This is a genomic window from Streptomyces sp. NPDC093109 (genome assembly GCF_040701725.1).
GTDB lineage: Bacteria > Actinomycetota > Actinomycetes > Streptomycetales > Streptomycetaceae > Streptomyces.
Window position 1 is genome coordinate 16,049 of sequence record NZ_JBFBEZ010000017.1, and the last position, 25,259, is coordinate 41,307.

29 protein-coding genes and 1 tRNA gene are annotated in these 25,259 nt (G+C 69.9%); 21 read left to right on the forward strand and 9 right to left on the reverse strand.

Features of this window, described 5'->3' with window-relative positions:
• Positions 1 to 81: 81 nt before the first annotated feature.
• Together AB0389_RS18070 and AB0389_RS18075 are read right to left on the reverse strand one after the other, a co-directional pair.
• Positions 82 to 2,652, reverse strand: coding sequence for an SUKH-4 family immunity protein (locus AB0389_RS18070; protein ID WP_366396394.1), 2,571 nt, complete (start codon positions 2,650 to 2,652; stop codon positions 82 to 84).
• On the reverse strand, positions 2,649 to 3,626 hold the full coding sequence (locus AB0389_RS18075) for an SMI1/KNR4 family protein (RefSeq protein ID WP_366396395.1): 978 nt from the start codon (positions 3,624 to 3,626) through the stop codon (positions 2,649 to 2,651). The genes AB0389_RS18070 and AB0389_RS18075 overlap by 4 nt, the downstream gene beginning before the upstream one ends.
• A 639-nt stretch (positions 3,627 to 4,265) precedes the next feature.
• Between AB0389_RS18075 and AB0389_RS18080 the strand changes: the two genes are divergently transcribed.
• Positions 4,266 to 4,817, forward strand: coding sequence for a YwqJ-related putative deaminase (locus AB0389_RS18080; protein WP_366396511.1), 552 nt, complete (start codon positions 4,266 to 4,268; stop codon positions 4,815 to 4,817).
• 7 nt (positions 4,818 to 4,824) lie between these two features.
• The gene (locus tag AB0389_RS18085) at positions 4,825 to 5,313 is read left to right on the forward strand and encodes an SUKH-3 domain-containing protein (RefSeq protein WP_366396396.1); all 489 of its coding nucleotides are present in this window, start codon (positions 4,825 to 4,827) and stop codon (positions 5,311 to 5,313) included.
• Positions 5,314 to 5,343: 30 nt separating this feature from the next.
• Here AB0389_RS18085 and AB0389_RS18090 read toward each other — a convergent pair whose 3' ends face one another.
• Entirely contained in the window at positions 5,344 to 6,795 is a 1,452-nt protein-coding gene (locus AB0389_RS18090) for a histidine kinase (RefSeq protein WP_366396397.1), read from the reverse strand.
• 215 nt (positions 6,796 to 7,010) lie between these two features.
• On the opposite strand from AB0389_RS18090, the gene AB0389_RS18095 reads away from it, so the two are divergent.
• The 7 genes from AB0389_RS18095 to AB0389_RS18125 all read left to right on the forward strand — a co-directional run bounded on the left by AB0389_RS18095 (position 7,011) and on the right by AB0389_RS18125 (position 12,765).
• Positions 7,011 to 7,862 carry a hypothetical protein gene (locus tag AB0389_RS18095; protein WP_366396398.1) on the forward strand — a complete coding sequence of 284 codons (852 nt, stop codon included), beginning with the start codon at positions 7,011 to 7,013 and terminating at the stop codon, positions 7,860 to 7,862.
• 6 nt (positions 7,863 to 7,868) lie between these two features.
• Positions 7,869 to 7,942 (forward strand) — tRNA-Gln (locus AB0389_RS18100).
• A 105-nt stretch (positions 7,943 to 8,047) separates the two neighbouring features.
• The gene (gene glmU, locus AB0389_RS18105) at positions 8,048 to 9,496 is read left to right on the forward strand and encodes a bifunctional UDP-N-acetylglucosamine diphosphorylase/glucosamine-1-phosphate N-acetyltransferase GlmU (protein ID WP_366396399.1); all 1,449 of its coding nucleotides are present in this window, start codon (positions 8,048 to 8,050) and stop codon (positions 9,494 to 9,496) included.
• 139 nt (positions 9,497 to 9,635) lie between these two features.
• Positions 9,636 to 10,619 (forward strand): ribose-phosphate diphosphokinase, encoded by a 984-nt coding sequence (locus AB0389_RS18110; RefSeq protein WP_366396400.1) that lies wholly within the window; start codon positions 9,636 to 9,638, stop codon positions 10,617 to 10,619.
• 234 nt (positions 10,620 to 10,853) lie between these two features.
• Positions 10,854 to 11,444: a 50S ribosomal protein L25/general stress protein Ctc gene (locus AB0389_RS18115; protein WP_366396401.1), complete on the forward strand. Its 591-nt coding sequence runs from the start codon at positions 10,854 to 10,856 to the stop codon at positions 11,442 to 11,444.
• Positions 11,445 to 11,612: 168 nt separating this feature from the next.
• Entirely contained in the window at positions 11,613 to 12,209 is a 597-nt protein-coding gene (gene pth / locus AB0389_RS18120; RefSeq protein ID WP_366396402.1) for an aminoacyl-tRNA hydrolase, read from the forward strand.
• Between the two features lie 139 nt (positions 12,210 to 12,348).
• Positions 12,349 to 12,765 (forward strand): hypothetical protein, encoded by a 417-nt coding sequence (locus AB0389_RS18125; RefSeq protein WP_366396512.1) that lies wholly within the window; start codon positions 12,349 to 12,351, stop codon positions 12,763 to 12,765.
• Between the two features lie 112 nt (positions 12,766 to 12,877).
• Here the strand turns inward: AB0389_RS18125 and ppc are convergent, their stop codons facing one another.
• Complete coding sequence (ppc, locus tag AB0389_RS18130) at positions 12,878 to 15,607, reverse strand: phosphoenolpyruvate carboxylase (protein ID WP_366396403.1); 2,730 nt, start codon at positions 15,605 to 15,607, stop codon at positions 12,878 to 12,880.
• A 275-nt stretch (positions 15,608 to 15,882) separates the two neighbouring features.
• On the opposite strand from ppc, the gene AB0389_RS18135 reads away from it, so the two are divergent.
• The 6 genes from AB0389_RS18135 to AB0389_RS18160 all read left to right on the forward strand — a co-directional run bounded on the left by AB0389_RS18135 (position 15,883) and on the right by AB0389_RS18160 (position 20,057).
• Positions 15,883 to 16,872 carry an acyl-CoA desaturase gene (locus AB0389_RS18135; protein ID WP_366396404.1) on the forward strand — a complete coding sequence of 330 codons (990 nt, stop codon included), beginning with the start codon at positions 15,883 to 15,885 and terminating at the stop codon, positions 16,870 to 16,872.
• Positions 16,872 to 17,582 (forward strand): TetR/AcrR family transcriptional regulator, encoded by a 711-nt coding sequence (locus AB0389_RS18140; protein ID WP_366396513.1) that lies wholly within the window; start codon positions 16,872 to 16,874, stop codon positions 17,580 to 17,582. The genes AB0389_RS18135 and AB0389_RS18140 overlap by 1 nt, the downstream gene beginning before the upstream one ends.
• 155 nt (positions 17,583 to 17,737) lie before the next feature.
• Positions 17,738 to 18,352 (forward strand): Uma2 family endonuclease, encoded by a 615-nt coding sequence (locus AB0389_RS18145; protein ID WP_366396405.1) that lies wholly within the window; start codon positions 17,738 to 17,740, stop codon positions 18,350 to 18,352.
• A 60-nt stretch (positions 18,353 to 18,412) separates the two neighbouring features.
• The gene (locus AB0389_RS18150) at positions 18,413 to 18,655 is read left to right on the forward strand and encodes a hypothetical protein (RefSeq protein WP_366396406.1); all 243 of its coding nucleotides are present in this window, start codon (positions 18,413 to 18,415) and stop codon (positions 18,653 to 18,655) included.
• A gap of 28 nt (positions 18,656 to 18,683) precedes the next feature.
• Positions 18,684 to 19,472 (forward strand): calcium-binding protein, encoded by a 789-nt coding sequence (locus AB0389_RS18155; protein ID WP_366396407.1) that lies wholly within the window; start codon positions 18,684 to 18,686, stop codon positions 19,470 to 19,472.
• 177 nt (positions 19,473 to 19,649) lie between these two features.
• Positions 19,650 to 20,057, forward strand: coding sequence for a hypothetical protein (locus AB0389_RS18160; RefSeq protein WP_366396408.1), 408 nt, complete (start codon positions 19,650 to 19,652; stop codon positions 20,055 to 20,057).
• Between the two features lie 46 nt (positions 20,058 to 20,103).
• Here AB0389_RS18160 and AB0389_RS18165 read toward each other — a convergent pair whose 3' ends face one another.
• The gene (locus tag AB0389_RS18165) at positions 20,104 to 20,367 is read right to left on the reverse strand and encodes a hypothetical protein (RefSeq protein ID WP_366396409.1); all 264 of its coding nucleotides are present in this window, start codon (positions 20,365 to 20,367) and stop codon (positions 20,104 to 20,106) included.
• Positions 20,368 to 20,541: 174 nt separating this feature from the next.
• Between AB0389_RS18165 and AB0389_RS18170 the strand changes: the two genes are divergently transcribed.
• On the forward strand, positions 20,542 to 21,291 hold the full coding sequence (locus tag AB0389_RS18170; protein WP_366396410.1) for a DUF6879 family protein: 750 nt from the start codon (positions 20,542 to 20,544) through the stop codon (positions 21,289 to 21,291).
• A 13-nt stretch (positions 21,292 to 21,304) separates the two neighbouring features.
• On the forward strand, positions 21,305 to 22,144 hold the full coding sequence (locus tag AB0389_RS18175) for a helix-turn-helix transcriptional regulator (protein ID WP_366396411.1): 840 nt from the start codon (positions 21,305 to 21,307) through the stop codon (positions 22,142 to 22,144).
• A 66-nt stretch (positions 22,145 to 22,210) separates the two neighbouring features.
• Here AB0389_RS18175 and AB0389_RS18180 read toward each other — a convergent pair whose 3' ends face one another.
• A complete protein-coding gene (locus AB0389_RS18180) occupies positions 22,211 to 22,369 on the reverse strand; it encodes a hypothetical protein (RefSeq protein ID WP_366396412.1) in 159 nt (52 codons plus the stop codon).
• A gap of 78 nt (positions 22,370 to 22,447) precedes the next feature.
• Here AB0389_RS18180 and AB0389_RS18185 point away from each other — a divergent pair, with 78 nt between their 5' ends.
• The 4 genes from AB0389_RS18185 (at position 22,448) to AB0389_RS18200 (ending at position 23,861) form a co-directional block, all read left to right on the forward strand.
• Positions 22,448 to 22,774: a PadR family transcriptional regulator gene (locus tag AB0389_RS18185; protein ID WP_366396413.1), complete on the forward strand. Its 327-nt coding sequence runs from the start codon at positions 22,448 to 22,450 to the stop codon at positions 22,772 to 22,774.
• The gene (locus tag AB0389_RS18190) at positions 22,771 to 23,127 is read left to right on the forward strand and encodes a DUF1048 domain-containing protein (protein ID WP_366396414.1); all 357 of its coding nucleotides are present in this window, start codon (positions 22,771 to 22,773) and stop codon (positions 23,125 to 23,127) included. Before AB0389_RS18185 ends, AB0389_RS18190 begins: the two co-directional genes overlap by 4 nt.
• A 1-nt stretch (position 23,128) precedes the next feature.
• On the forward strand, positions 23,129 to 23,455 hold the full coding sequence (locus AB0389_RS18195; RefSeq protein ID WP_366396415.1) for a DUF1048 domain-containing protein: 327 nt from the start codon (positions 23,129 to 23,131) through the stop codon (positions 23,453 to 23,455).
• 115 nt (positions 23,456 to 23,570) lie between these two features.
• A complete protein-coding gene (locus AB0389_RS18200; RefSeq protein ID WP_366396416.1) occupies positions 23,571 to 23,861 on the forward strand; it encodes a hypothetical protein in 291 nt (96 codons plus the stop codon).
• Here AB0389_RS18200 and AB0389_RS18205 read toward each other — a convergent pair.
• From AB0389_RS18205 to AB0389_RS18215, 3 genes are all read right to left on the reverse strand, one after another.
• A complete protein-coding gene (locus AB0389_RS18205; protein ID WP_366396417.1) occupies positions 23,830 to 24,048 on the reverse strand; it encodes a DUF397 domain-containing protein in 219 nt (72 codons plus the stop codon). The genes AB0389_RS18200 and AB0389_RS18205 overlap by 32 nt on opposite strands.
• 134 nt (positions 24,049 to 24,182) lie before the next feature.
• Positions 24,183 to 24,395, reverse strand: a complete 213-nt coding sequence (locus AB0389_RS18210; protein ID WP_366396418.1) for a DUF397 domain-containing protein — start codon at positions 24,393 to 24,395, stop codon at positions 24,183 to 24,185.
• Positions 24,392 to 25,234 (reverse strand): helix-turn-helix transcriptional regulator, encoded by an 843-nt coding sequence (locus AB0389_RS18215; RefSeq protein ID WP_366396419.1) that lies wholly within the window; start codon positions 25,232 to 25,234, stop codon positions 24,392 to 24,394. Before AB0389_RS18215 ends, AB0389_RS18210 begins: the two co-directional genes overlap by 4 nt.
• Positions 25,235 to 25,259 lie beyond the last annotated feature (25 nt).

Here is a 25,259-nt window from a genome sequence, read left to right on the forward strand (position 1 = left end):
GTCATCCCTACGGCACTGCTCTCCGGTCACCGCTGCCGCGGCCACCACTCTCCGGCACTCCACCGCGACATCAACGAACGGTCACAGCAGTCCGTCCCACATCTGCTCCAGCAGCACCGACCACCAGTTCTCCGGCGACGACAGCGCCGCCGGATCCAGCGCGGCGAGCTGCGCCTGGAAGTCCACCGTCCAGCGGCCCGCCTGCTCCGGCGTCAGCCCGTACCGCAGCCGCCACATCCGCCCCAGCAGCGCCATCGACCGCGTGAACTCCGGCAGCCCCGTGTTCACGAACTGCGGCGCCACCGGCTGCCCGCCAGGACCCGCCTCCACCGGTACGGCCATGATGTGGGCCGTACCGTACTGGACACAGAGCGCACGGCCGAAGTCGCTGCCCACGACCAGATACGAGCCGGCGTCCGACGCGGCCCGCACCTGCCGCTGCGCCGCAAGTTCGGCCAGCGTCGGCACCACGGGCTGCGGCTGCTGCGCCCAGAAGAACGGCCCGAAATCGGCGGGCAGCCCCGCCCACACCAGCGTGCGCGCCACGATCTCCGGCACACCCTGACGGGACACCGCGCGCTGGTCGAACCGGCAGATGCCCTGCGGGCCGAACGCGCCCATCAGCTCCTGCGCGATCCCCTCGGGCGGAACCGGCGGCGCGGGCGGAACCTGCGGCAGCGGCGCACGCACCGGCGCCGGACGCGCGGGACCGTCCGCGACCTGGTGCAACTCGCCCTGGTGGGTGAGCAGATGACGCATACCCTGCTGCCGTCCCGCGTGATCCTGACCGTACGGCGCGACGCTCGTGATCCGGACCTGCGGCCAGGTCTCCCGGATCATCCGCGCGCAGTAACCGCCGGGCAGCTCGCACGACTCCAGCTCGGTGTGCAGCTCAAGCACCTGCTGCGGCGGCACGTTCAGCGCGCGCAGCTCATGCAGGATCTGCCACTCGGGATGCGGAGTGCCGGGCGCGGAGCGGCGGATGAGCTGCGCCTCGGAACCGTCGGGCGCGCGGTACCGCAGGACGGCCTGGTAGCCGGGGCCGACGGTCGGCAGACCGCCCGGCTGCGGCGGATAGCCGTACGCGGGCGGGGGTACGGACCCGGGACCCGGCGGGGGTACGGGACCGGGACCCGGCGGGGGTACGGGACCGGGCGGAGGTACGGGACCGGGCGGAGGTACGGAGCCGGGGCCGCGAGCGCCCGGCGGCGTACCGGGCGCGCCCGGGGCACCCGGAGCACCCGGCGGACCGGGAGGCCGGGGGCCGCCGGCCTGGGCCGGGTCGGCGAACATCGTCGCGGCATGGTGCACACCACCGGGCGGCGTACCGGGAGCGCCGGGCGGACCGGGAGGCTGCGGCGCGCCGGGAGCACCGGGAGCACCGGGAGCACCCGGGGGACGCGGCGGCTGTGGGGCACCGGGAGCGCCCGGACCCGGTCGGCCGGGGTCGGCGAACATCGTCGCGGCGTGGTGCACGCCACCACCGGGCGGCGCCGGCGGGCCGGGCTGCGCAGGCGCCTGAGAACCGATACCGGGGGCCAACTGCGTCGGCACATAACCGGCCGCCGGAGCGCCGGGCGCCGGGCCGGACGTGGGTGCGGGCGCGGGCGCGGCTGCGGACGGCCTCTGAGCCGCGGCGCCGCCCGGGACACCGGGGGCGCTCGGCGGCGGAGGCGGAGCCGAACCGCCACCACGCGCACCGCGCGGCGGCGCGGCGGCCTTGCTGGTCGTGGCGTCGGCGATGTCCCCGGCGCCCGCACCCGGTGGCGCGACCGCCGCACCCGCGCCGTCGCCCGCCGAACCGGGCCTGCCCAGCGCCGGGTTCACCGTCGTACGCGGCAGCTGGCTTCCCCCGGACATCAGCGCGGTCGGCGCCTCCGCGGCCACCGCGGGCGGCGGTACGTTCTCGTCGTCCGCCCCCGAGAGCGGCGGCGCGAAGACCGTGGCGGGCAGCGGTACGGAGCCTCCCGCCACACTGCCCGAGCCGCTCGTGTCGATCCCCGACCAGGGCGTCGCCCCGGCCGGCGCGTTCGGAGTCGCGGCGGGCACACCGTCGTTGGCGGTGGGCTCGTACGCCCCGGGCCAGGCGGAACTGCCCTGCGAGGCGTTGCCACCACCGGCAGACCCGGAACCGGAACCGGAGCCCGAGCCCGAGCCCGAGCCCGAGCCCGAAGCCTCCGCAGCTGCTGCTGCCGCCGCCGCGGACGGCGCCGGTTCATCGGACGCGGCAGCAGCCGCCGCCGCCGGCTCCTCCGGCTTCCGCCGGTCCGGAATCCCCAGCTTGTCCGCCGCGTCCTGCAACCACTCCGGCGGCGTCAGCAGGAACGACGTCTGGTTCAGGTCCATCCGGGCCGGCGGCTCCGGCGTCGCGGGCGCCTCCTCGGGCACCCCGTACTCCTCCTCGTACCGCCGGATCACCTCACCCACCGGCAGCGCCGGCCAGAGCGTCGCCTCGCCGCTGTCCCTGGCGATGACCAGCCGCTGCCTGCCGCCGTCCGAGGTGGGGCCGCCCTCGCGGTCCTCCGCCCACACCACGAAGCCCAGCTCGAACTCCCGTACCCGCACCTCGCGGTGCTGATAGCCCGGCAGATCGCCGTTCACCCAGTCTTCCGCGCGCTCCTGCGCCTGCGCGAAGGTCACCACCGCGCTCATCCCTCCACTGGGACAGCGCGCGCGAAGCCGCCGTCCACCATCAGGTTCGCCACGGTCTCCAGCTCCGGCGGGCTGCCCGCCAGCCGCAGCAGAAACGCGTCGAAGTCGTCACCGCAGGGCAGCAGCAGCCGCTCCACCCGCTCGTGCACGCTCAGACCGTCCTGGTCACGGGCGTCGTCGTACGCGCAGAACCAGACAGAACCGATCCGCTCACCCCTGACCTTCACCGCGAGAATGCCGCCCTGGACGAAGCCGACCGCCAGATAGTCCTTGGTCAGATGGTCCCGCAGACACTTGTTCACGTACACCAGGTCGTTGACCGCGGCCTCGTCGCGCACCGTGAAGAACGGCTGGTCCACCAGCAGCCCCAGCTCCGGATCGAGCGCCGCGCCCGCCGGGGCACAGCCGCCCGCCGCCTTGAGGAACGAGCGGTAGGCGCCCGGCAGCCGGTAGCCGAGATCCTCCTCCGCGCCCAGCACCTGCTGCTCGCCGACCGGACCCGTCCCCTTGGGCAGTCCGAAGTGCACCGGCCTGGTCTCCTGGAGCGGGCGCGTGCCGCGCTTGGCGTGGTCCACCGGCGCCGTCGCCAGCCCGCCGTGGTGTCTCAGCAGCGCCTTCACCTCGGCCGGCACCAGCACCATCCGGCGCGAGGCCGGCAGATGGTGCCACGTCCAGCCGTGCGGGGTGGCCACGGCGGGGACCGTGCCCCACAGCTCGTGACCGGCGGCGTGCATGGCCGCGTTGGCCGATACGTAGTCCGTGAGCCGCAGCTCGTCGATACCGAAGCCCACCGGGGGCTCGGCTATCTCCACCGCGGCGCGGGCGTACGGCACGAAGTCCGGGAAGCCGTCTCCGTCCACCCGGACACCTCTCGGGTGCCGGGAGGCCCGGACCGGGTCCGGGAAGTGCACGACCTGCCCGGCGTAGGCCGCGTTCGGTGGCGCGGCTTGCTGCCCGAGCCGACCTGTCGTCATGGCGGTTGCCCCCTGCTGCTTACGGCTGGTTCACCACAGCCCTGGTTCGGCACAGCCTATGCGGTGGGGCAAGGGGGGACAGGCCACCGGCCTTACGCCGACCGACCGCCGTCCGGACGTTTTTCTACGGTGACAATCAGCCACTTTCGCCTGGCGACCGACAAGATCCGGCCTGATCTTGTCCGATCGTCGCCGTGCGCCATCACGCGCCGAGTGAGATCGGGCACTTCGCCCCGGTCCACCCGTCTCCGCCCGCGTCCACCTGGTGACCAACGGTCACACGCACGTGACCGGAAGCGGACGCCACGCCGAGAACAGCCCGGAATCCGGCCCGAACCACGCCCCAGCTTCCCCACAGTGCGTCACATTTGGCAGGCTGTCCCAGCAACATGGGGGGCGTGACACCAGCGGCCACCGGCCGCCGGGCGCGGGGAGGGACAGCACTGCATGCAGACGCACACGTATACGTACACGTACCGCGCGGCAACCGGCGGGCCCGGTACGGCCGGTACAACCGGCATGTCCGGCACGTCCGACGGCCGGTCCCCGGCCACCCCGCGCTCCGGTGAGCCGCGCCCTGGCGAGCCGCGCTCCGGCGACGAGCAGCCCGCCGACGCGCACCAAGCGGACACGCGGTCCGTGGACCCGCGGCCGGACGACTCCCGGTCCACCGACCCGCGCTCGGGCGACGCGCACCCCGGCGACCCGCGCTCCGGCGGCGACCCACGCCTCAGCTGGAGCAGCACCGAGCCGAACCGCCCGCCCCAGCTCCGCCGCCGCAGGGACGGCATCCTGCCCGCCATCGCCGCCGCGCTCTCCGTCCGCGGCGAGACGACGACCTGCACGGCAGGCAAGGGCGACCAGCCGCCCGCGCTGCACCCGCTCGTACAGGACTTCCTCGACACCCTGACCAGCGGACAGCGGGAACGATTCACCGGGCGCTGTCCGGAGGCCATACTGCTCTCCCGCCATCTCACCGCCGCCGAGGACACCCGTTCCAAACGGGCCAGACGAAAACCCCTGACCCACGGCGAGGCGAGACGCTCGCTCAAGCAAGCCAAACTGACCGCCCGCCGTATCCGCGAGGACGGCGACCCCCTGCACGGCAGTTACGCCCCACCCTGCCGCTCCTGTTCGGCGCTGCTCGTCCACTTCGGCGTACGGCCCGTCGACCTGACCGAGAACGGCTGAACCGACCATGCCTGACCTCAGCACCACCCGTTTCCCCGTCCCCGTGGACGCGGCCCTGCGCGACGCGGGCTGGCGGCCGGGGCGCTGGAACATACAGCGGGCCGAGGAGTGGGCCGACGTCCTGCGCGCGCACACCACCCCCGCCGGCCACCGGCTGAGCGTCTTCCCGGCGGCCGTCGAGGCCTGGGCCGAATTCGGCGGCCTGCGCGTCACCGCGCCGGGTCCCGGCCGCCAGATAGCCCCGGCCTCCCTGCGGATCGACCCGACGGCGGGCGTCCATCTGGCCCGTACGCTCGCGGACCTCGGCCGGTCGCTGGAGACGGAGCTGAGCCCGCTGGGCGAGGAGGGCGACGGTCAGGCGGTGCTGGCGATCGACAGCGCGGGCCGGGTGTTCAGCATCGACCACACCGGGGACTGGTACCTGGGGCCCGACGTCGACAAGGCGCTGGGGACGCTGATCACGGGGCTGGAGCCGACGAGGCTGACGCAGGGCTGAGCCGGCGGGGCCCGGAACGAGGCCGGACCGTCAAACAGCGCCACGGTCCGGCGACACGGGCGAGCCCGGCGCGACCCTCGAGCCCGGCAGCTCCGCCGAGGACGACGGATCCGACCGATCCGACCGATCGGACCGATCCGGCAGCACCGCCGACACCCGGAACCCCCCCGAGTCGGTCTCCCCCGAGACGAACGCCCCGCCCAGGGCCGTCACCCGCTCCCGCATCCCCACCAGACCGTTCCCGCCACTGGGCAGCCGGGGCCCCGCGCCCTGCATGTCGTCCGAGGGCCCGTTCTCCACCTGCATCGCGACCTCCGACTCCCGGTGCGCGAGCCGGACCATCACCTTCGAGCCGGTGGCGTGCTTCAGGACGTTCGTCAGCGCCTCCTGCACGACCCGGTAGGCGGTCTGCTCCACCTCCGGCGCGTACGGGCGCGACTCGCCCTGCACCGTCAGCTCCACGACCATCCCCGTGTCCCGGGACTCGCCCACCAGGGCCTCGATATCCGCCATGCCAGGCCCGTCCTCGGCGGCAGCGGCGGCAGCGGCGTTCGCTGCCGCCAGTCCGACGGCGGCGAGCGGTACGGCAGCGGGCGCCGGCACGGTCCCGGGCGCGCCCCCAGGCCGCCCGGCGGCCTGCCGCGCCGCGACCTGCTCGCCCGAGCGCAGCACCCCCAGCATCTCGCGCAGCTCCGTCAGCGCCTGCCGGCCCAGGTCACCGACCAGGGCGGCGTTCTTGACGGCCTTCGCCGGGTCCTTCAGCGCCACCGCCTGGAGGGCCGCCGCGTGCACGACCATCAGGCTCACCCGGTGCGCCACGACGTCGTGCATCTCACGGGCGATCCGGGTGCGCTCCTCCGTACGCGCCCACTCCGCGCGCTGCTCGGCGCGGTCGGCGAGCAGCGACAGCTCCTGCTCCAGGCTGTCGGCCCGCTCCCGCAGGCTCTCCATGAGCCGCCGCCTGGCGCCGACGTAGAGCCCCAGCAGCACGGGCGGGGCGGTCAGGCCGACGGACATCAGGACGGCGACGAGGGGGACGTACCAGCGGTGCGTGTCGATCCCCGTGTCCGTCACGTTCTGCCGCATCCGTACAGAGGTGACGATCAGCGTCCCGACCACCGACATCCCGGCCAGCGACCCGATGAGCCGGCGCGGCGCCTCGGAGGCGGCCAGCGAGTAGAGGCCGACCAGCCCCATCAGGTAGCCCATCTCGGCGGGCGTGACGGCGATCGACACGAGCACGACGGCGAACGGCCACCGCCGCCGTACCACCAGCACAGAACCGACCAGCAGCCCGAAAACCACCCCCAGCGGCACGGGCAGCCCCGCGTTCTGCGCGAACGAGGTCCCCTCCAGCCCGCACTCCAGGGCCGACACCAGCGCCAGCCCCACATCCAGCACGACACTCCGCCGCCGCCCCCACCACCCATAGCCACGGGCGGCCGTGCCCGCACCGTCCTGGTGTGCCCCCGTTGTGGTCATGTCGTCCAGCGTACGGGCGGCGGCGCGGTAATTTCCGGCGACCTGTAGGACGTGTGTACGACGCACCACCAATCCCCCCACCTGCCACGGATCACCCCAGGACATGCCAGAAACAACCGGCAAACCCTCGAACTGGTGAATCGCGTTTGCATTCGAGCCGGAACCAAATATTCCGTACGACGATCCCCTACATGACACGACTTCACAGTAAAAACATGGACTTCGAGGGCTTACGGGAACAGGCGGTCGCGCTGAGGAGGGAGGGCTTGAGCCTGCGCCAGATCCGCGACCGGCTGAAGATCCACAACAACGATCTCCTCGGCCGACTGGTCAAGGGCGAACCGGCCCCGGAGTGGACGAAGCGCCCGAATGCCAAAGACGACCTGCGCGACCGGGCCCGCGAACTCCGCCTGAAGGGCCTCACGTACGACCAGATCCAGCTGGAGCTTGGCTGCTCGAAGAGTTCGATCTCACTCTGGGTACGGGACCTGCCGAAGCCGGAGCGGCGCGAGGCGAAGGAGCAGGTGAAGCTGGCGGCGCGGCTGCGCTGGGATCACGAACTCGCGGTGCGGGACGAGAAGCGACAGCGGACGATCGCGACAGCCTCGGCCGAGGTCGGCACGATGACCGACCGGGAGCTGCTCCTGGTAGGCGCGGGGCTCTACTGGGCCGAAGGAGCCAAGGACAAGCCCCACAATCCGCAGGAGCGGGTGAGCTTTATCAACAGCGATCCCGACATGATCAAGACCTTCATCGCGTGGCTCGACCTGCTGGGCGTCGAGCGCGACAGGCTCCGCTTCCAGGTGCACATCCACGAGAACGCAAACGTACCGGCCGCCGAACGCTTCTGGGCCGATGTCTCCGGCACCGACGTAACAGCCTTCCAGAAGACGACCCTGAAGAAACACAACCCGAAGACAGTACGTAAGAACGTCGGCGAGGACTACCGCGGATGCCTCAGCATCCGCGTGCTGCAAAGCGCTGAGCTTTACCGTCGCATCAAGGGCTGGTGGTACGGCATAGTAGGAGCCGCTGAAACACGAGCCGATCAACGAAATCGGACATAAGCACCATCCCGGGTCGTCTAAGGGCAAGACGTCAGATTTTGGATCTGATCATGGGGGTTCGAGTCCCTCCCCGGGAGCCATAGGTTCGGGTCCCGACCTCACCGGTCGGGACCCGTCCTCGTTTACGCCCCGAAACACCCCGGTATCCTGCGGATGTCCAGCACCCGAAGCCGAAGGGCATCCCCGTGAGCGCCAACCGCCCGGCAGCCGTCGTCGTTCTCGCAGCGGGTGAAGGTACCCGCATGAAGTCGAGGACACCCAAGGTCCTGCACGAGGTCTGCGGGCGTTCGCTCGTCGGGCACGTCGTGTCCGCCGCGCGCGAGCTGGAGCCGCGCGAGCTCGTCGTGGTTGTCGGGCACGCCCGCGCCGAGGTCGAGGGGCATCTGAGCGCCGCGTACGACGGCGTACGCACCGCGTACCAGGCCACCCAGCTCGGCACCGGCCACGCCGTCCGCGTCGCGCTCCAGGAGCTCGGCGGGACGCCCGACGGGACCGTGGTCGTCGTCTGCGGCGACACCCCGCTGCTCTCCGGCGAGACCCTGAACGCGCTCGCCGCCACCCACGCCGCCGACGGCAACGCCGTCACCGTGCTCACCGCCGAGGTCCCGGACGCGACCGGGTACGGGCGGATCGTCCGGGAGGGCGCGCACGGCGCGGTCACCGCGATCGTCGAGCACAAGGACGCATCCGACGCGCAGCGCGCGATCCGGGAGATCAACTCGGGGGTGTTCGCGTTCGACGGGCAGCTCCTCGCGGACGCGCTCGGCAAGATCCGTACGGACAACAGCCAGGGCGAGGAGTACCTCACCGACGTCCTGGGCATCCTGCGCGAGGCCGGTCACCGCGTCGGCGCGTCAGTCGCCGCCGACCACCGGGAGATCCTGGGCATCAACAACCGCGTCCAGCTCGCCGAGGCGCGCCGGCTGCTGAACCAGCGGCTGCTGGAGCGCGCGATGCTGGCCGGTGTGACGGTCGTGGATCCGGCGTCGGTGTACATCGACGTGTCGGTGACGTTCGAGCAGGACGCGGTCGTGCACCCCGGTACGCAGCTCCTGGGCGCCACGCATCTGGCGGAGGGCGCCGAGGTCGGGCCGAACACCCGGCTGAAGGACACCACCGTGGGCACCGGCGCCCGGGTGGACAACACGGTCGCGGACGGCGCCGAGATCGGCGCGGGCGCCACCGTCGGCCCGTACGCCTATCTGCGGCCCGGTACGCGGCTGGGCGCGAGGTCCAAGGCGGGTGCGTACGTCGAGATGAAGAACGCCACGATCGGCGAGGGTACGAAGGTGCCGCACCTGTCGTACGTCGGGGACGCGACGATCGGTGAGTACACGAACATCGGCGCGGCGAGCGTCTTCGTGAACTACGACGGTGAGCGCAAGCACCACACCACGATCGGGTCGCACTGCCGCACAGGTTCGGACAACATGTTTGTGGCACCCGTCACGGTCGGGGACGGCGCGTACACCGCTGCCGGGTCGGTGATCACGAAGGACGTACCGGCCGGTTCGCTGGCCGTCGCACGCGGCCAGCAAAGGAATATCGAGGGTTGGGTGGCCCGGAAGCGTCCGGGCAGCGCGGCGGCGCAGGCGGCGTCGGCGGCGGTCCCGGGCTCCGGGGACGAAAGCTGACCGGAAAGAGTTGCGCCGTTCTCGGCGTAACGTGATAACCGAAAACCGTATGACCGCACGATTGGCTTTCGCACGATTCGGCTGGCTCGCAGGGACGCGCGGGCTCAGCGGCCATCAACACGTCTGAGGAGACAGTGCTGTGACCGGGATCAAGACGACCGGCGAGAAGAAGATGATGTTCTTCTCCGGCCGCGCCCACCCCGAGCTGGCCGAGGAGGTCGCGCAACAACTCGGTGTCGGGATTGTGCCGACCAAGGCATTCGATTTCGCCAACGGTGAGATCTATGTGCGCTATCAGGAGTCGGCCCGCGGGGCCGACTGCTTCCTGATCCAGAGCCACACCGCTCCGATCAACAAGTGGATCATGGAACAGCTGATCATGATCGATGCTCTGAAGCGGGCCTCGGCCCGGAGCATCACCGTGATCGTGCCGTTCTACGGCTACGCCCGGCAGGACAAGAAGCACCGCGGCCGTGAGCCGATCTCGGCGCGGCTGGTCGCGGATCTGATGAAGACCGCGGGCGCCGACCGGATCCTGACGGTCGACCTGCACACCGACCAGATCCAGGGCTTCTTCGACGGCCCGGTGGACCATCTCTTCGCGCTGCCGATCCTGGCGGACTACGTGGCGGGGAAGGTGGACCGCGCGAAGCTCACGGTGGTCTCCCCGGACGCGGGCCGGGTGCGGGTCGCCGACCGCTGGTGCGACCGGCTGGGCGCGCCGCTGGCGATCGTGCACAAGCGGCGTGACAAGGACATCGCCAACAAGGTGACGGTCCACGAGGTCGTCGGCAATGTGGCCGGCCGGGTCTGTGTGCTGGTCGACGACATGATCGACACGGGCGGCACGATCTGCGCCGCCGCGGACGCGCTGTTCGCGCACGGCGCCGAGGACGTCATAGTGACGGCGACGCACGGTGTGCTGTCGGGTCCGGCCGCCGATCGCCTGAAGAACTCGAAGGTGAGCGAGTTCGTCTTCACGAATTCGCTGCCCGACCCGGGCAATCTGGATCTGGACAAGATCACGGTGCTGTCGATCGCGCCGACGATCGCGCGGGCGGTCCGTGAGGTCTTCGAGGACGGTTCGGTCACGAGCCTCTTCGAGGAGCAGGAAGACCACTGACCGGTAGCCGGTACTGGTAGCCGGTTCTCGTAGCCGGTAGCCGGTAGCCGGTAGATCGATTTCTGGGCGGCCTCCCCGCCGGGTAGACTCATCGAGTTGCTCGGCGAGGGAGGCCGCACTCATGTGCGGTTCGTCCGTTATCGACGCGCTCTTCGTAGCAGGCCCTTTGTGGCCGGGTGACCAGCTGTTTCCGACTCAGCAGTTTCCGACTCACCATCTACGAGGAGTGCCGCCATGGCCGACCTGAAGATCAGCGCCCAGATCCGCAACGAGTTCGGCAAGGGCGCGTCGCGCCGTCTCCGTCGTGAGAACAAGGCCCCCGGCGTCATCTACGGCCACGGCGCCGACACCGTCCACGTCACGCTGCCCGCCCACGACCTGATGATGGCGCTCAAGACGGCGAACGCCCTGATCACGCTGGACATCGAGGGCCGCACCGAGCTGGTCATCCCGAAGGCCGTGCAGCGCAACGCGATCCGTGGCCACATCGAGCACGTCGACCTCCTCGCGGTGAAGCGCGGCGAGAAGGTCACGGTCGAGGTCGCGGTCCACACCGAGGGCGAGCTGGCCCCGGGCGCGAACCTGCTGGAGAACGTCCTGAACACGCTGACCGTCGAGGCCGAGGCCACCCACATCCCGGAGTCCGTCACGGTCTCCGTCGCGGGCCTGACCGCCGGTGACTCGATCGCCGCGAAGGACGTTCCGCTGCCGTCCGGTACGACGCTGGTGACGGACGCGGACGCGGTCGTCATCCAGATCCTGGCCGCGCAGGCCGAGGAGCCCGCCGCGGACGCGGCCGAGGGTGCCGCGACCACCGAGGCCTGATCCTCGGGCATTGATCGGGCATTGACATGACAGGGACGGGGTGGCGGGCTACGGTCCCGCCACCCCGTCCGTGCCTGTGCGGTAACGAAAGACGCAGTAACGAAAGACGCAGTAGCGAAACGCGGTAGCGAAAGACGCAACGTACCGACGCGAGGAGATTCGGCGCGCATGACCACGGATGCCAACGCCCCCTGGCTGATCGTGGGTCTGGGGAACCCCGGGCCCGGGTACGCGGCCAACCGGCACAACGTCGGGTTCATGGTGGCCGATCTGCTGGCGGAGCGGATCGGGGGCTCGTTCAAGCGGGCGCAGAAGGCGCAGGCGCAGGTGATCGAGGGCCGCCTCGGCGCGCCGGGACCGGCGAGCCGCCGCATCGTGCTGGCGAAGCCCACGTCGTACATGAACCTCTCCGGCGGCCCGGTGGCCGGGCTGCGGGATTTCTACAAGCTGCCGACGGCGAACATCGTCGCCGTCCATGACGAGCTGGACATCGACTACGGGACGCTGCGGCTGAAGCTGGGCGGCGGCGACAACGGGCACAACGGTCTGAAGTCGATGACGAAGTCGATGGGCCCCGAGTACCACCGGGTGCGGTTCGGGATCGGGCGTCCGCCCGGCCGGATGCAGGTGGCGGACTTCGTGCTGAAGGACTTCTCCTCGGTGGAGCGCAAGGAGCTGGCGTACTTCGTGGACCGCGCGGCGGACGCGGTGGAGGCGCTGGTGACGGAGGGGCTGGAGCGGGCGCAGAGCGCGTTCAATTCCTAGGATCGTAGGATCCCGCCCTATGGAGCGGAAGCGGACGAGGAAACGGACGAAGAAGCGCGCGGCGCCTCCGGCGCGCTCGGCCCGTGCGGCGCGCGCTGCGCGCTCGGCCCGTCTGCTGGCGCTGGTCCGTGAGGCCGCGATGGCCGGGGTGACCGTGCTGCTGCTGGTCGCCGGTGTCTGGGCGTCCTGGGACGCGGCGCAGCACGTGATGCTCTCGAAGGGCCGGGAGCACGGCACGTTCGCGGTGACCGGCTGCGCGGACGGGTTCTGTACGGGTACGTACAGAGCGGCGGAGGCGGGCACGCGCGCGGGGATGACGATCGAGGAGTCGGTCGCGGCGGGCGAGGGTGACCGGTTCCCGGTGGTGGTGAAGCCCGGGACGTCGGAGCTGGTGCGGGCCGGGACGGCCGGGCTGCTGTACGCGTGGGTGCCGCTGGGCGGGGCGCTGCTGCTGGCGGCGCTGATCATCGGCGGCGGGATGCGTATGACGCGGCTGGCGTGGGGGTCGGCGGTGGCGGGCGGTGCGCTGCTGCTGGGGACGTTCTTCGCGCTCTGAGGGCTTCCGCGGTGCGGCTTCCGCGGTGCGGTTTCCCCCGTACGGCTGACGCGACTGCCCCCGCCGGGACGATTCCGGCGGGGGCAGTCGCGTACGTACGGACAGATGTCTGTCAGCCGGTGTTGCGCAGACCGGCCGCGACTCCGTTGACCGTCAGCAGCAGGGCCCGCGCGAGCAGCGGGTCCGGTGCCTCCTGCCGGGCCGCCGCGGCGCGCTGGCGGGCCAGCAGGGAGACCTGGAGGTAGGAGATCGGGTCGAGGTAGGCGTCGCGGATGGAGAACGTCTGCTGGAGCACCGGGTTGGAGTCGAGGAGCTTCTCGCCGCCGGTGATGCGCAGGACTTCCTGGACGGTGAGGGCGTGTTCGGCCTCGATGGCGCCGAAGACGTGCTTGAGGTCGTCCGGTACGAGGGTGTCCACGTAGTGGCGGGCGATCCGCAGGTCGGTCTTGGCGAGGGTCATCTCGACGTTCGAGAGGAAGTTCCGGAAGAAGTGCCAGTGCTCGTACATCTCGTCGAGCACGGTGTCGGGTCCGGCTTCGCGCAGTGCCTTGAGACCGGAGCCGACGCCGAACCAGCCGGGCACGATCTGGCGGGACTGGGTCCAGCCGAAGACCCACGGGATGGCGCGCAGTCCGTCGAGGCCGGCGCCTGAGTCGGGCCGCCGGGAGGGGCGGGAGCCGAGGTGCAGGTCGGCGAGCTGGTCGACGGGGGTGGCGGCGAAGAAGTACGCGGGGAGGTCGGGGTCCTCGACGAGCGCGCGGTAGGCGCCGTGCGCGGCGTCGGAGACGGTGTCCATGGCCGAGTCCCAGCGGGCGAGCGCCTCGTCCGACTGGCGGGGCGCGGTGTGCAGGGCGGAGGCCTGGAGGGTGGCGGCGACGGTCAGTTCGAGGTTCTCCCTGGCGAGGGAGGGGATCAGGTACTTGTCGGAGATGACCTCGCCCTGTTCGGTGACCTTGATCTCGCCTTCGAGCGTGCCCCAGGGCTGGGCGAGGATCGCGTCGTGCGAGGGGCCGCCGCCGCGGCCGACGGTGCCGCCGCGGCCGTGGAAGAGGCGCAGCCGTACGCCGTGCCGGTGGGCGACGTCGCGCAGTCGGCGCTGGGCGCGGTGGATCTCCCACTGGGAGGTGGTGATGCCGCCGAACTTGGAGGAGTCGGAGTAGCCGAGCATGACCTCCTGGACGTCTCCGCGGAGGGAGACGAGCCGTCGGTAGGAGGGGTCGGCGAGCATCTCGTCGAGGATGACGTCGGCGGCGCGCAGTTCGTCGGTGGTCTCCAGCAGCGGCACGATGCCGATCTTGGCCCAGCCGCCGTGCAGGTCGAGGAGGCCGGCCTCGCGGGCGAGGACGGCGGCGGCGAAGACGTCGTCGGCGCCCTGGCACATGGAGATGATGTACGACTCGATGACTTCGGGGCCGAAGCGCTCGAAGGCCTGGCGGACGGCGAGGAACACGCCGAGGGTCTTCTCGCCGGCCGCGTCGAGGGGCGCGGGGGTGGGGGCGAGGGGGCGGCGCGAGCGGAGTTCCTTGGCGAGGAGCTTCTGCCGGTATTCGCGCGGCATGTCGGCGTACCGCCAGGATTCCTCGCCGAGGCGGTCGAAGAGCTGGCCGAGCGCGTGGTGGTGGGCGTCGGCGTGTTCCCGTACGTCCATGGTGGCGAGCTGGAGGCCGAAGGCGGCGAGGGTGCGGATCGTACGGTCCATGCGGCCGTCGGCGAAGAGGCCGCCGCGGTGTTCGCGCAGGGAGGTCTGGATGAGTGTGAGGTCGTCGAGGAGCTCGGCGGTGCCGAGGTAGTCGCGGCCGGGCTCGTGCGGGGTGTTGCGGGCCAGGCGCTCGCGGGTGTTGACGAGCTTCTGGCGGATGCAGGTGGCCTTGAGCCGGTAGGGCTCTTCGGCGTTGAGGCGCTTGTAGCGGGGGCTGATCTCGGGCAGGCGCTCTATGTCGTCGGCGAGCGAGTCGAGGAGCTCCTGGGTGGCGCCCGTGTAGCGGATGGAGTTGGAGAGCTGGCCGCGGAGCTGGTCGACCAGTTCGAGGGCGTCGGTGATGCCGTGCTCGTGCTGGAGGATCAGGACCTGGCTGGTGACGTCGGGGGTGACGTTGGGGTTGCCGTCGCGGTCGCCGCCGATCCAGGTGCCGAAGGTGAGGGGGCGGGTGCCGGGGGGCAGCTCGACGCCGACGCGTTCGAGTTCGGCGGTGAGGTCTTCGAGGACGTCGCCGACGGCGCCGACGTGCAGTTCGTCGAGGTAGTAAATGGCGTTGCGGGCTTCGTCGGCGGGCTCGGGCCGTACGACGCGCAGTTCGTCGGTCTGCCAGATCAGGTCGATGGACTCGGCGAGCCGCAGATCGTGGCGGCGCCGGTCGGAGGCGATGACGGGGGCTTCGAGCAGCTCGGCGATGCGGCGGAGCTTGTTGAGGACGGAGCGGCGGGCGGCTTCGGTGGGGTGCGCGGTGAAGACGGGCCGTACGTTCAGGTTCTTGACGGTCTCGCGCAGGTGTTCGGGGTCGGCGTCCTTGAGCCGGTCGGCGGTACGGGCGAGGAGCCCGCCCTCGGCGGCGCGGCGTTCGCGCAGCTCGCGGCCGCGGTGGACCTGTTCGGTGACGTTGGCGAGGTGGAAGTAGGTGGAGAAGGCGCGGACGAGCTTGGCCGCGGTCTCCAGGTCGGTGTCGCCGAGCAGCTCGGCGGCGGCTTCGCCGTTCTCGCGCGTGAGGGCGCGGACGCGCTCGACGAGGTCGAGCAGCTCGGAGCCCTCCTGGCGGACGAGGGTCTCGCCGAGGAGGTCACCAAGACGGCGGATATCTGAACGCAGCTCCGCGTTGGCGGAGGGGGTCTGGTCGGCACTGCTCACAGGTGCGGCTCCTTGCAGTGTTTTGGCACGTCTGGAGGGTTCTGGAGACTTCGCGGACCGCGCTGTCCGACTCCATAAGGATAGGTGGCCGCCCTCTGACGTTATCCACAGCCCTCTTGCCGGGTCGTTCGGCGCTGCCATACTTACGTTGCCGTAGGTTACGCACCCGTATCCAGCCTTCTGCGCTTTCCGTACCTTACGTACCCTTCTTCGCCCTTTTCGATTCGGATTCGGGATTCGGATTCCGGATCCGCTTCTCCTCTCAGGGGACCCACATGACCGCACCACGCGACGCACTGACCGACACCTCCGCACCCTCACTCACCGGAGACACTCCACTACCTTCCGCGACACTCGGCGGTGACAGGAAGGGCACGATCGAGCAGCTCGCGCTGGTCGCGTTCATCGTGGTGCCGTTCGCGGCGCTGCTGGCTGCGGTGCCGCTGGCCTGGTCGTGGGGCGGGGTGAGCTGGCTCGATCTGGGGCTGATGGTGCTGATGTACTACATCGGCTGCCACGGGGTGACGATCGGCTACCACCGCTATTTCACGCACGGCGCGTTCAAGGCGAAGCGTCCGCTGCGGATCCTGCTTGCGGTGGCGGGCTCGCTCGCCGTGGAGGGCCCGCTGGTGCGCTGGGTGGCGGACCACCGCAAGCACCACAAGTTCTCGGACGCGGAGGGCGACCCGCACTCGCCGTGGCGGTTCGGGGAGTCGCTGCCGGCCCTGATGAAGGGGCTGTGGTGGGCGCACATCGGCTGGCTGTTCGACGAGGAGCAGACGTCGCAGCAGAAGTACGCGCCTGATCTGATCAAGGACCCGGCGCTGCGGGCGGTGTCGCGCCAGTTCGCGATGTGGACGCTGGTCTCGCTGCTGCTGCCGCCGCTGGTCGGCGGGCTGGTGACAATGTCGTGGTGGGGCGCGTTCACGGCGTTCTTCTGGGGGTCGCTGGTGCGGGTCGCGCTGCTCCACCATGTGACGTGGTCGATCAACTCCATCTGCCACGCGGTGGGCAAGCGCCCGTTCAGGTCCCGGGACCGTTCGGGCAATGTGTGGTGGCTGGCGGTCCTGTCGTGCGGCGAGTCCTGGCACAACCTGCACCACGCGGACCCGACGAGCGCCCGGCACGGGGTGCTGCGGGGGCAGATCGACTCCAGCGCCCGGCTGATCCGGTGGTTCGAGCTGGCCGGCTGGGCGTCCGACGTGCGCTGGCCCGATGCCTCCCGTATTGACTCCCGCCGCAAGAGCGCACCCGTCAAGGCATGATGGGCACCGTGGCGATCGACGGCAGTACCAGCAAGCAGGGCAGCACCGAGAAGGCCCGGACCACCGGGGCCCGGGCCACGGGGAGCCGCCGGGCCCGCCGGGTCCGGATGACCGGGGCGGAACGGCGCGAGCAGCTGCTGGACATCGGTCGCACGCTCTTCGCGGAGAAGGGCTTCGAGGCCACGTCGGTGGAGGAGATCGCGGCGAAGGCCGGGGTCTCCAAACCGGTGGTGTACGAGCACTTCGGCGGCAAGGAGGGGCTGTACGCGGTCGTGGTGGACCGCGAGATGCGCCAGCTCCTCGACATGGTCACCGGCGCCCTCACCGCCGGGCACCCCCGCGAGCTGCTCGAACAGGCCGCGTTCGCGCTCCTCGACTACATCGAGACGTACACGGACGGCTTCCGCATCCTGGTCCGCGACTCCCCGGTCGCCCAGTCGACGGGCACCTTCGCCTCCCTGATCAGCGACATCGCCACCCAGGTCGAGGACATCCTCGGCATGGAGTTCAAGGCCCGCGGCTTCGACCCGAAACTGGCCCCGCTGTACGCGCAGGCCCTGGTCGGCATGGTGGCGCTCACGGGCCAGTGGTGGGTGGACGCCCGCCGCCCGAAGAAGTCCGAGGTGGCGGCCCACCTGGTGAACCTGGCGTGGCACGGTCTTGAGGGTCTGGAGCCGAAGCCGCGGCTGATAGGACACCGGAAGGTGTGAGGGGTCCCGGGCGTCCGGGGGCGGGGGGCGGGGGCCTGAGCCGGGGGGCCGGGCGGTCGGGCGCCCGGGTCAACCCGTACGGCTTGATCGCTCAAGGTGATGACGCTGCCGGATGGCGCGGTCGCGGTGGGCGAGCAGAGCCGAGTATGACGCCCATGGAAGGAATCAATACCGCCGCCGATCGGGTCGAAGACTCGCCTCGGTGGCCCGTGCCCCCGCCCGACGGCTACACGGTGGACGATCTGTTCACCCTGCCCGGGCTCCCGCGGCATACCGAGCTGATCGACGGAAGTCTCGTCTTCGCAAGCCCGCGGCGCCGCTTTCACACCGACATGACCGACCTGCTGGTGACCGGACTGCGCCGAACCGCACCCCCGGAGCTGAAGGTCCGCCGCGAGATGACGGTGGTCATCGACCGTCGCAACGGCCCGGAGCCCGACGTGTCCGTCGTACGCGCCAAAGCTGTCACCAGCTCGGACCAGACCAGCTACCCGGCAGCAGATGTCCTCCTCGCCGTGGAGGTCGTCTCGCCGGACTCCGAGGCCCGCGACCGCACGGCGAAGCCGCTGAAGTACGCGGCGGCCGGGATCCCGTACTTCTGGCTGGTCGAGGTGGCCGGCAGTGACAAGCACCCCATCGTCCGCACCTATGAGCTGGACCCGGTGTCCAAGTCCTACGTACCGATCGGCATCTTCCACAACCAGCTGAAGACGAGTGCCCCGTTCACCGTCGACCTCGACATCACGCTGGAAGCCCTCAACCGGCTCTAAGGACGGGGCACCACAGGTCCGCCACACGCACTGTCAGAGGTAGCGGTCAGGATAACGGTCATGACAGACGGAACGACCTGGCTCGCCGACCGACAGTCCATCGCTTTCGGGGGCTACCGCGTGGTACTCGCCCGCGGCCTCTCCCCGCAGAAACTCGCCGAGCGCCTGGCGGCGGACTTGCGGTACGCGCTCGCCCTGGCAGCCGTGAGATCGGTGGGCAACCATTCCCCCTATCTGATGGTCATGTCCGTGCCACCCGCGTACCGGGTGGGCATGGTCAGGTCCGCCTCGGGACGTTCCTGAGGCGCTGGAACATGGGGGAAACGCCTTCATGCATCACCGCACCACCGCGGCAGGCTTCGCCGGGGCCCTCGCCCTGTCCGCGCTCACGATTCCGGGAGCCGCGCAGGCGGATGACTTCTCGGGCGACATCAAGATCACGAAGGTGGTCGTCAACGGAGGGAAGGCCATCGTCCTGGGAACCACGAACGTGAAGACGTTCACCATCGCGGTGACCGCCACGGACGACTCGGGCATCAAAGTCGGAGACACCTTCCCGGTCATGTGGCACACGCCCCTCCCGAACGGGGACTCTTACGGTCTCGTGATTCCCGAGAACATCGCGGGCAAGTGTGTGCACCAGAGTGCCACCACAACCACTTGCACCCACACGCTGAAAATGAACCCGCGCATCCACCCCCAGGACAACTCCACGGCCGGGACCTGGACCGTGCGAACTCACGCCCTGGCCAACGACGGTGACTACATCACCAAGGATTCCGCCGCCAAGGCGAAGGTCCTGCGCAACTCCAAGCTGACGGCCAACGCCTCGCCGGAACCGGTGAAGAAGAACAAGACGATCACCGTCACGGGCACCCTGACCCGCGCCAACTGGAAGACCTACAAGTACGGGGGCTACACCAAGCAGCCGGTGAAGCTCCAGTTCAAGAAGAAGGGCACCAGCACCTACAAGACCCTCAAGACCGTCACGACGGACAGCAAGGGCAACCTGAGGACGACAACGAAGGCCACGGCCCCAGGCCGCTTCCGCTACTCCTTCGCAGGCACGTCCACCACTCCCGCGGTCACCTCCGCGCCGGACTACATCGACGTGAAGTAACCCCCCGGGAGGCCCGCCCCTGGCGCCTTCCCCGGAGACGGTGCTGACACCATAGATGGCATGAGAGCAGAGGGAAGGGCACCAGGACCGGAAGTCTCTACGCAGAGTGGCCTCATATCTCTGGGTGAGTTGGCATGCCGCTATCAAGCGGATGAGATACGCCCGGAGGATCTGCCGATGATCGCTGCCGAGGCGCTCGCGGCCGGACTGGACACCCCGACACTGTGCGAGCTCGCCGGCTGGCCTCGCCACGCGGATGTCCGCGACATTCGCGACGCGTTCGAGCAGGCACTTGCCGAGTCCGGGATCGTGCTGCCCGACCGGACCCTGGCACGGCGTCACGCTCTGCGCCGGATGGCGGCGAGACTCGTCGGTGGCGAGATGGCTCCCGCTGACCTGGCGACGGACGACTGGTGGGAGACGGAGGTCGAGACCGCGGCGGAGCAATCGTTCCTGGCGTTGATCCCGCAGTGCACTTGCTGCATCGAGTACACCTTGGGGCTTGACCAGCAGACGTGGGCTGTCCAGCTGCGGAACGCTGCCCTCACCCTGACATCGTCCCCGCCGATCAGCCCTGGATGCTGACTCCGCCTGCCGCGTGCCCGCGCCCGGCCCTGGTCCCGGTCCCCGCTCACAGCCGCGTCCGGTGGTTACGCGCCGCCACCCGCGCCCGCAGCTCCTCGGCGGGGGTGGCCGGCCGGAGGCACCCGGGATCGGCCTCCCACTCGTCGCCGCCGCGCGGATGCCGGAGCCGGACGCGGGCCACTACGTATCCGACGACCTCTCCGACGGCGCCGCGCTCGGTGTCGAGCATCCAGGTGGCGATGGACGGCACGGGGATGTCGTTGTCCTTGACGTTGACGCTTCCTGACGTGTTGTCACGCGTAGTGGCCATGAACGGGACGTTAGGGGCAGAGCCACCAGGATCGCTGCGAATATTCTCGATCATTCGCGACTTGGTTTCGACTATTCCTCATCATTCTCCTGCGCGGCAGCGGATTCGGTAGCACTGGACCAACCGCCCACTCATGCTGGTGTGATCACAGTCGCAAGCGAGAGGACACGGACCATGGCGCGACGGCTGCGTTTCAACGGGACGGGATCCGGCATCAACGGATGTCCTGCCGTGCACGAGGACTTGGACACGGGCGAGGCCATCGTCCATGGACGACCGCTGACCGAGCCGGGCGACCTCGCCCAGTTGCAGCATCTCTCCGAGGGAGAAGTCGCCGTCGTCGTACCGAGGGAGGTTCTCGTGGACTTCGGGCCGAAGGACCGTGTGCCCCACATCATCGACCTCGACGAATTCGACCGGCTCTTCACCATCTTCAAGCACACCGCGTGGCGGCTGGAGACCCGCCGCCGCTACGGGTCGGACGAAACCACCGAGACCTACGCGCAGTTCACGCGAGGCGAGCCCGTCCGGTGGGACGGCGTCGACGCCGAATGGTGCGCCGAACGACGCAGGCAAGTCGCCCTCGGCAAGCGCTTCGAGCGGGTACGGATCCTGGACAGCCCGCCGACAACGGGACAGCGGTACCTCCTGGACAACGCACGCCGCAACAGTGCGGTCGGCGAAGTCATCCACACGCTGTCGCGCTCGGAGGCCGAAAGGCTGCGCCTGCCCGAGGAGGACTTCTGGATCTTCGACGCGCGGCTGGTCGCTCTGCTTCGCTTCGACGATGACGACCAACTCGTCGATGTCGAGCTGATCACCGAGCCCGCCGCCGTCCTGCGCTACGCCCAGGCACGCGACGCCGCCTGGCACTACGCCGTCCCGTACCAGGAGACCGAGGCAGGTCTCCCGGCCCCGGAGTAGGTACCGTGAACCGGTGAGCGATTACCAGCAAGCGCGCGTGGCTCTTGGCATGAGGCTGCGAGAGCTGCGCAAGTCGAGGTCGCTCACCGGTGCGCAGCTCGCGGAGTTGCTCGGCTGGACGCAGTCGAAGGTCAGCAAGCTGGAGAACGGTCGCCAGACCGCCACGGCGGACGATCTTCAGCGATGGGCAGCGGCCGTGGAGCGGCCCGACACGGCCGGGGAGCTGACCTCACGGCTCGCCGGGCTCGAATCCCATATGCGCTCATGGCGCCGTCAACTCGCCACGGGGCACAAGGCCGTACAGGAGACGCTCAACACCGAGTTCGACCGGACAAGAACCTTCCGCGCCTGGGAAGGGTCAATGATCGTGGGGTCGCTCCAGACTGCCGACTACGCACGGCACATCTTCAGCCGCTACACCGACCTGCATCAGTCGCTGCGCGATACGGAGGACGCGGTCCGGGCCCGTATGAAGCGGCAGGCCGGTCTGTACGAGGCAGGAAACAAGTACCGCATCATCCTGTGGGAGGCAGCACTCCACGCCCTGGTCTGCCCGCCCTCCGTGCTTGCCGCGCAGTTGGACAGGCTGGCGGGTGTGATCGGCATGGACACCGTGGAGTTGGGGATCATCCCCTTCAGCGCCCCGCTGAGGATCCCGCCCGCCAACGCTTTCTGGATCTTCGACGAGCGGCTCGTCATCGTCGAGGACTGGCACGCGGAGCTGTGGGTGGAGGACCGCGCCGGCATCGCCACGTACCTCCGGGTGTGGGACATGCTGAACGGATCAGCGGTGTACGGAGCCGACGCGCACCGCATCATCACGCGCGCGGGCCGGATGCTCGACGCGCGATGAGCTTCGGCTCCACGCCGCGCGCGGTGCATCCGGCGGCCACCGTTGTCCACGTGCCCCGATCGGTGGTCAGCGGGCGCAGAGGCCGTCCAGGCGTCCCCGTGCGAGAGCGGGGCCACTGACCGCGGCGAGCAGGGACCGGGGGCTCTTCGCCTCGGCGACCCGCAGCCCGTCGTAGGTCAGCTCGTGCCGGAGGTCGTGCTGGATGCCTACGCCTACCGGAGACACTGCCGCTCTGCACTACTCGGTGGTACCGTATAGCGGTACTCGGTAGCACGTAGTACCGACGGCTGAGGAGCATCTGCGATGGAGGACCTGACGGAGATGCTGAAGGGCACGCTCGAAGGGTGTGTGCTCGAAATCATCGCCGGCGAGGAGACCTACGGATACGCCATTACCCGCCGGCTGAACGAGCTCGGCTTCGCCGACGTCATCGAGGGGACGGTGTACACCATCTTGCTGCGGCTGGAGAGGAACGGGCTCGTCCGGGTGACGAAACGCCCCTCCGGGGTCGGTCCGCCGCGCAAGTTCTACGCGCTCAACGACGCCGGACGCGAAGAACTCGCGAAGTTCTGGGCGAAATGGCAGTACCTCTCATCACGCATCGACAGACTGAAGGAGGGCGGGAGATGAACTTCTGGGAGAAGGTCACAGGCAGCGATCTCACCAGGGAATGGAAGGCGTTCGACGCCCGGGCCGAGGCCCTGCCGGACGACTACCGAGCGGTATGGGGACAGATCATCGCCCACCTCTTCCCCTACGGGGACTTGACCGGCCGCAACCTGCTGCCGATCCTCGACGCCGCCCTGGGACTGCTCGAAGTAGCAGCGGCGGACGGGCAGAGCGTCCACGAGGTGTTCGGCGACGACATCGGAGGCTTCTGCACCGCGCTTGCCGGTGGAGAAGGGGCCCGAACCTATCGCGACCGGTGGCGCGAGCAGTTGAACAGGAACGTCGCCAGGAAATTGAGCCGGCTGGGAGGCTGACGTGAGCATCCAGGACATCGTTGAGGGCAAGAAGCAGTGGCGGGCGCACATGGCTCGGGTCAAGGCTCTCCCGCCGGACTACCAGATCGTCTACAAGGAGATGCAGAGGTACTTCTTCAAGGTCGGACCGGTCAGCCTGTCCGACGGACCCCTGCTGCCCGGGATCGTCGACTTCTTCGAGGAGGGCGTCGCCGCAGGCAAGGGCGTCCTGGAACTCATCGGCACCGACGTCGCCGCGTTCTGCGACGACCTGGTCAAGGACTCCCCTACCTACGCCGACGTCTACCAGGCATCCATCAGCGCGGAATCCGGCGCGGATGAGAAGTGACGCCCGCCCCGTGTCGACAGACGTAGCCCGCCCGAGCCGTTCGTTCGCCTCGGCACAGCTCAGCCAGTAAGCGGAATCATGGTCGCGTTCCACGCGTCCTCGCTGGACGGAGCGCGTGTACGCGCGGCTCGGTGGCACGTTCTCCGCCTGGATGGCGGAGACGCATCCCCGCTTCCCCCGCGAGGGTCTCGCCGCGCGCTACGCGGACCACCCGGACGGCGACTACCGTCGGCTGGCCGTCCGGGACCCGGCCGCCACACCCACGCTGATCGAACGGCTCAGCCATGACCATCCCCCGGTGTCCTGCCGCCTCGGGGCACGCGCTTGCGGCGCGGCGCGCCTCGCGCCGCCCCTGGCGCGCGTCGACGCGGCTGTCAGGCCGTACGGTCCGGGCCGTCGGCCTTGAGGCCGGCTACGAACGCGGCGAACGCGGCGGCGGTGACCGCGAGGTGGGGGCCGTTCGGGACCTTGGAGTCGCGGAGGCCGGTGGCGTGGCCCGCGGTGGCCACCTCTACGCAGTCCCTGTCGCCCGAGCTGTAGCTGCTCTTGACCCAAGACGTCGGCGCCACGCTCGGGTTGGCCTGCTTGCTCAACTCAGCTCCTTGTCGATCTCACGGATGAAGGTACGGGACTCCTCCGTACTGAGCGCTCCGGCCCGCAAAAGGTTGAACGCGAGTTCGCACTGACCCACGTGAGCACCTTCCTCCAGATAGAGGGAGGTTGTCCCTCAGGCCGTGCGGTCCGGGCCGGCGGCCTTGAGGCCGGCCAGGAACGTGGCGAACGCGGCGGCGGTGACCGCGAGGTGGGGGCCGTTCGGGACCTTGGAGTCGCGGAGGCCGGTGGTGTGGCCCGCGGTGGCCACCTCTACGCAGTTGTCGCCACCCGAACTGAATCTGCTCTTCGTCCAGTCGGCGGCTATCAGGTCAGCCTTGGTGGTCAAGCTTCCTCCTTGATGAGGCTCTTGATGAACTCGCGTGATGCCGGAATGTCCAGCGCCCGCGCGCGCAGATGGTTGAACGCCACGTCGTAGCGGCCCACATGTTCATCCTTCTCCAAGTAGAGGGAGTTCGTCAGCGGCTCCAGCACGGCCAGCGGGTCACCCGCGTCGAACCGGAACAGGGTGAACGTCCCGTCGATGCCCGCGTGGACGCCCGCGCTGAACGGGAGCACCTGGATCTCCACACCGGGCAACTCTCCCGAGACATCCAGCAGGTACCGCAACTGGCCCGCCAGTACCTGCTCCCCTCCCATAGCCCGGCGCAGCACCGCCTCGTCCAGCACGCACCACATGGAGAGGGGGTGCTCGCGCCGGAGCACCTGCTGGCGCTTCATGCGCAGCTCCACGAAGGTGCGCACCTCGCGGGTGGTGTTCCACTTGCCGCTGCCCTCGACCACGGCGTGGGCGTACTCCGGCGTCTGGAGCAGCCCCGGCACCAACTGGGCTGCGTACCAGTCGGCATGCACGGCGAGTTCTTCGAGTTCGAGGTAGTCGGCGAAGGGGTCGCGGACCGCGTCGCGGTACTGGGCGAACAGGTTGGTGCGGCGCGACGACGATGCCTGCGCGGCGAGTTGCCGGATCTCCCGCATCCGACGCTCGTCCTGAACGTCGTACGCCTCGAAGTACTTGTCCAGCGAAGTCGCCGGTACGCGCTGCTTGCCGTTCTCGATCTTGCTGAGCGCGGAGGAGCCCGAGAGCCCCAGCAGTTTCACCGCGTCCGCGAGGCTCAGCCCTGCTCTCTGCCTCAACGTGCGCAGCGCCAAGCCGAGTCGACGGCGCATCAGGTTGGGACCTCAACATTCGTAC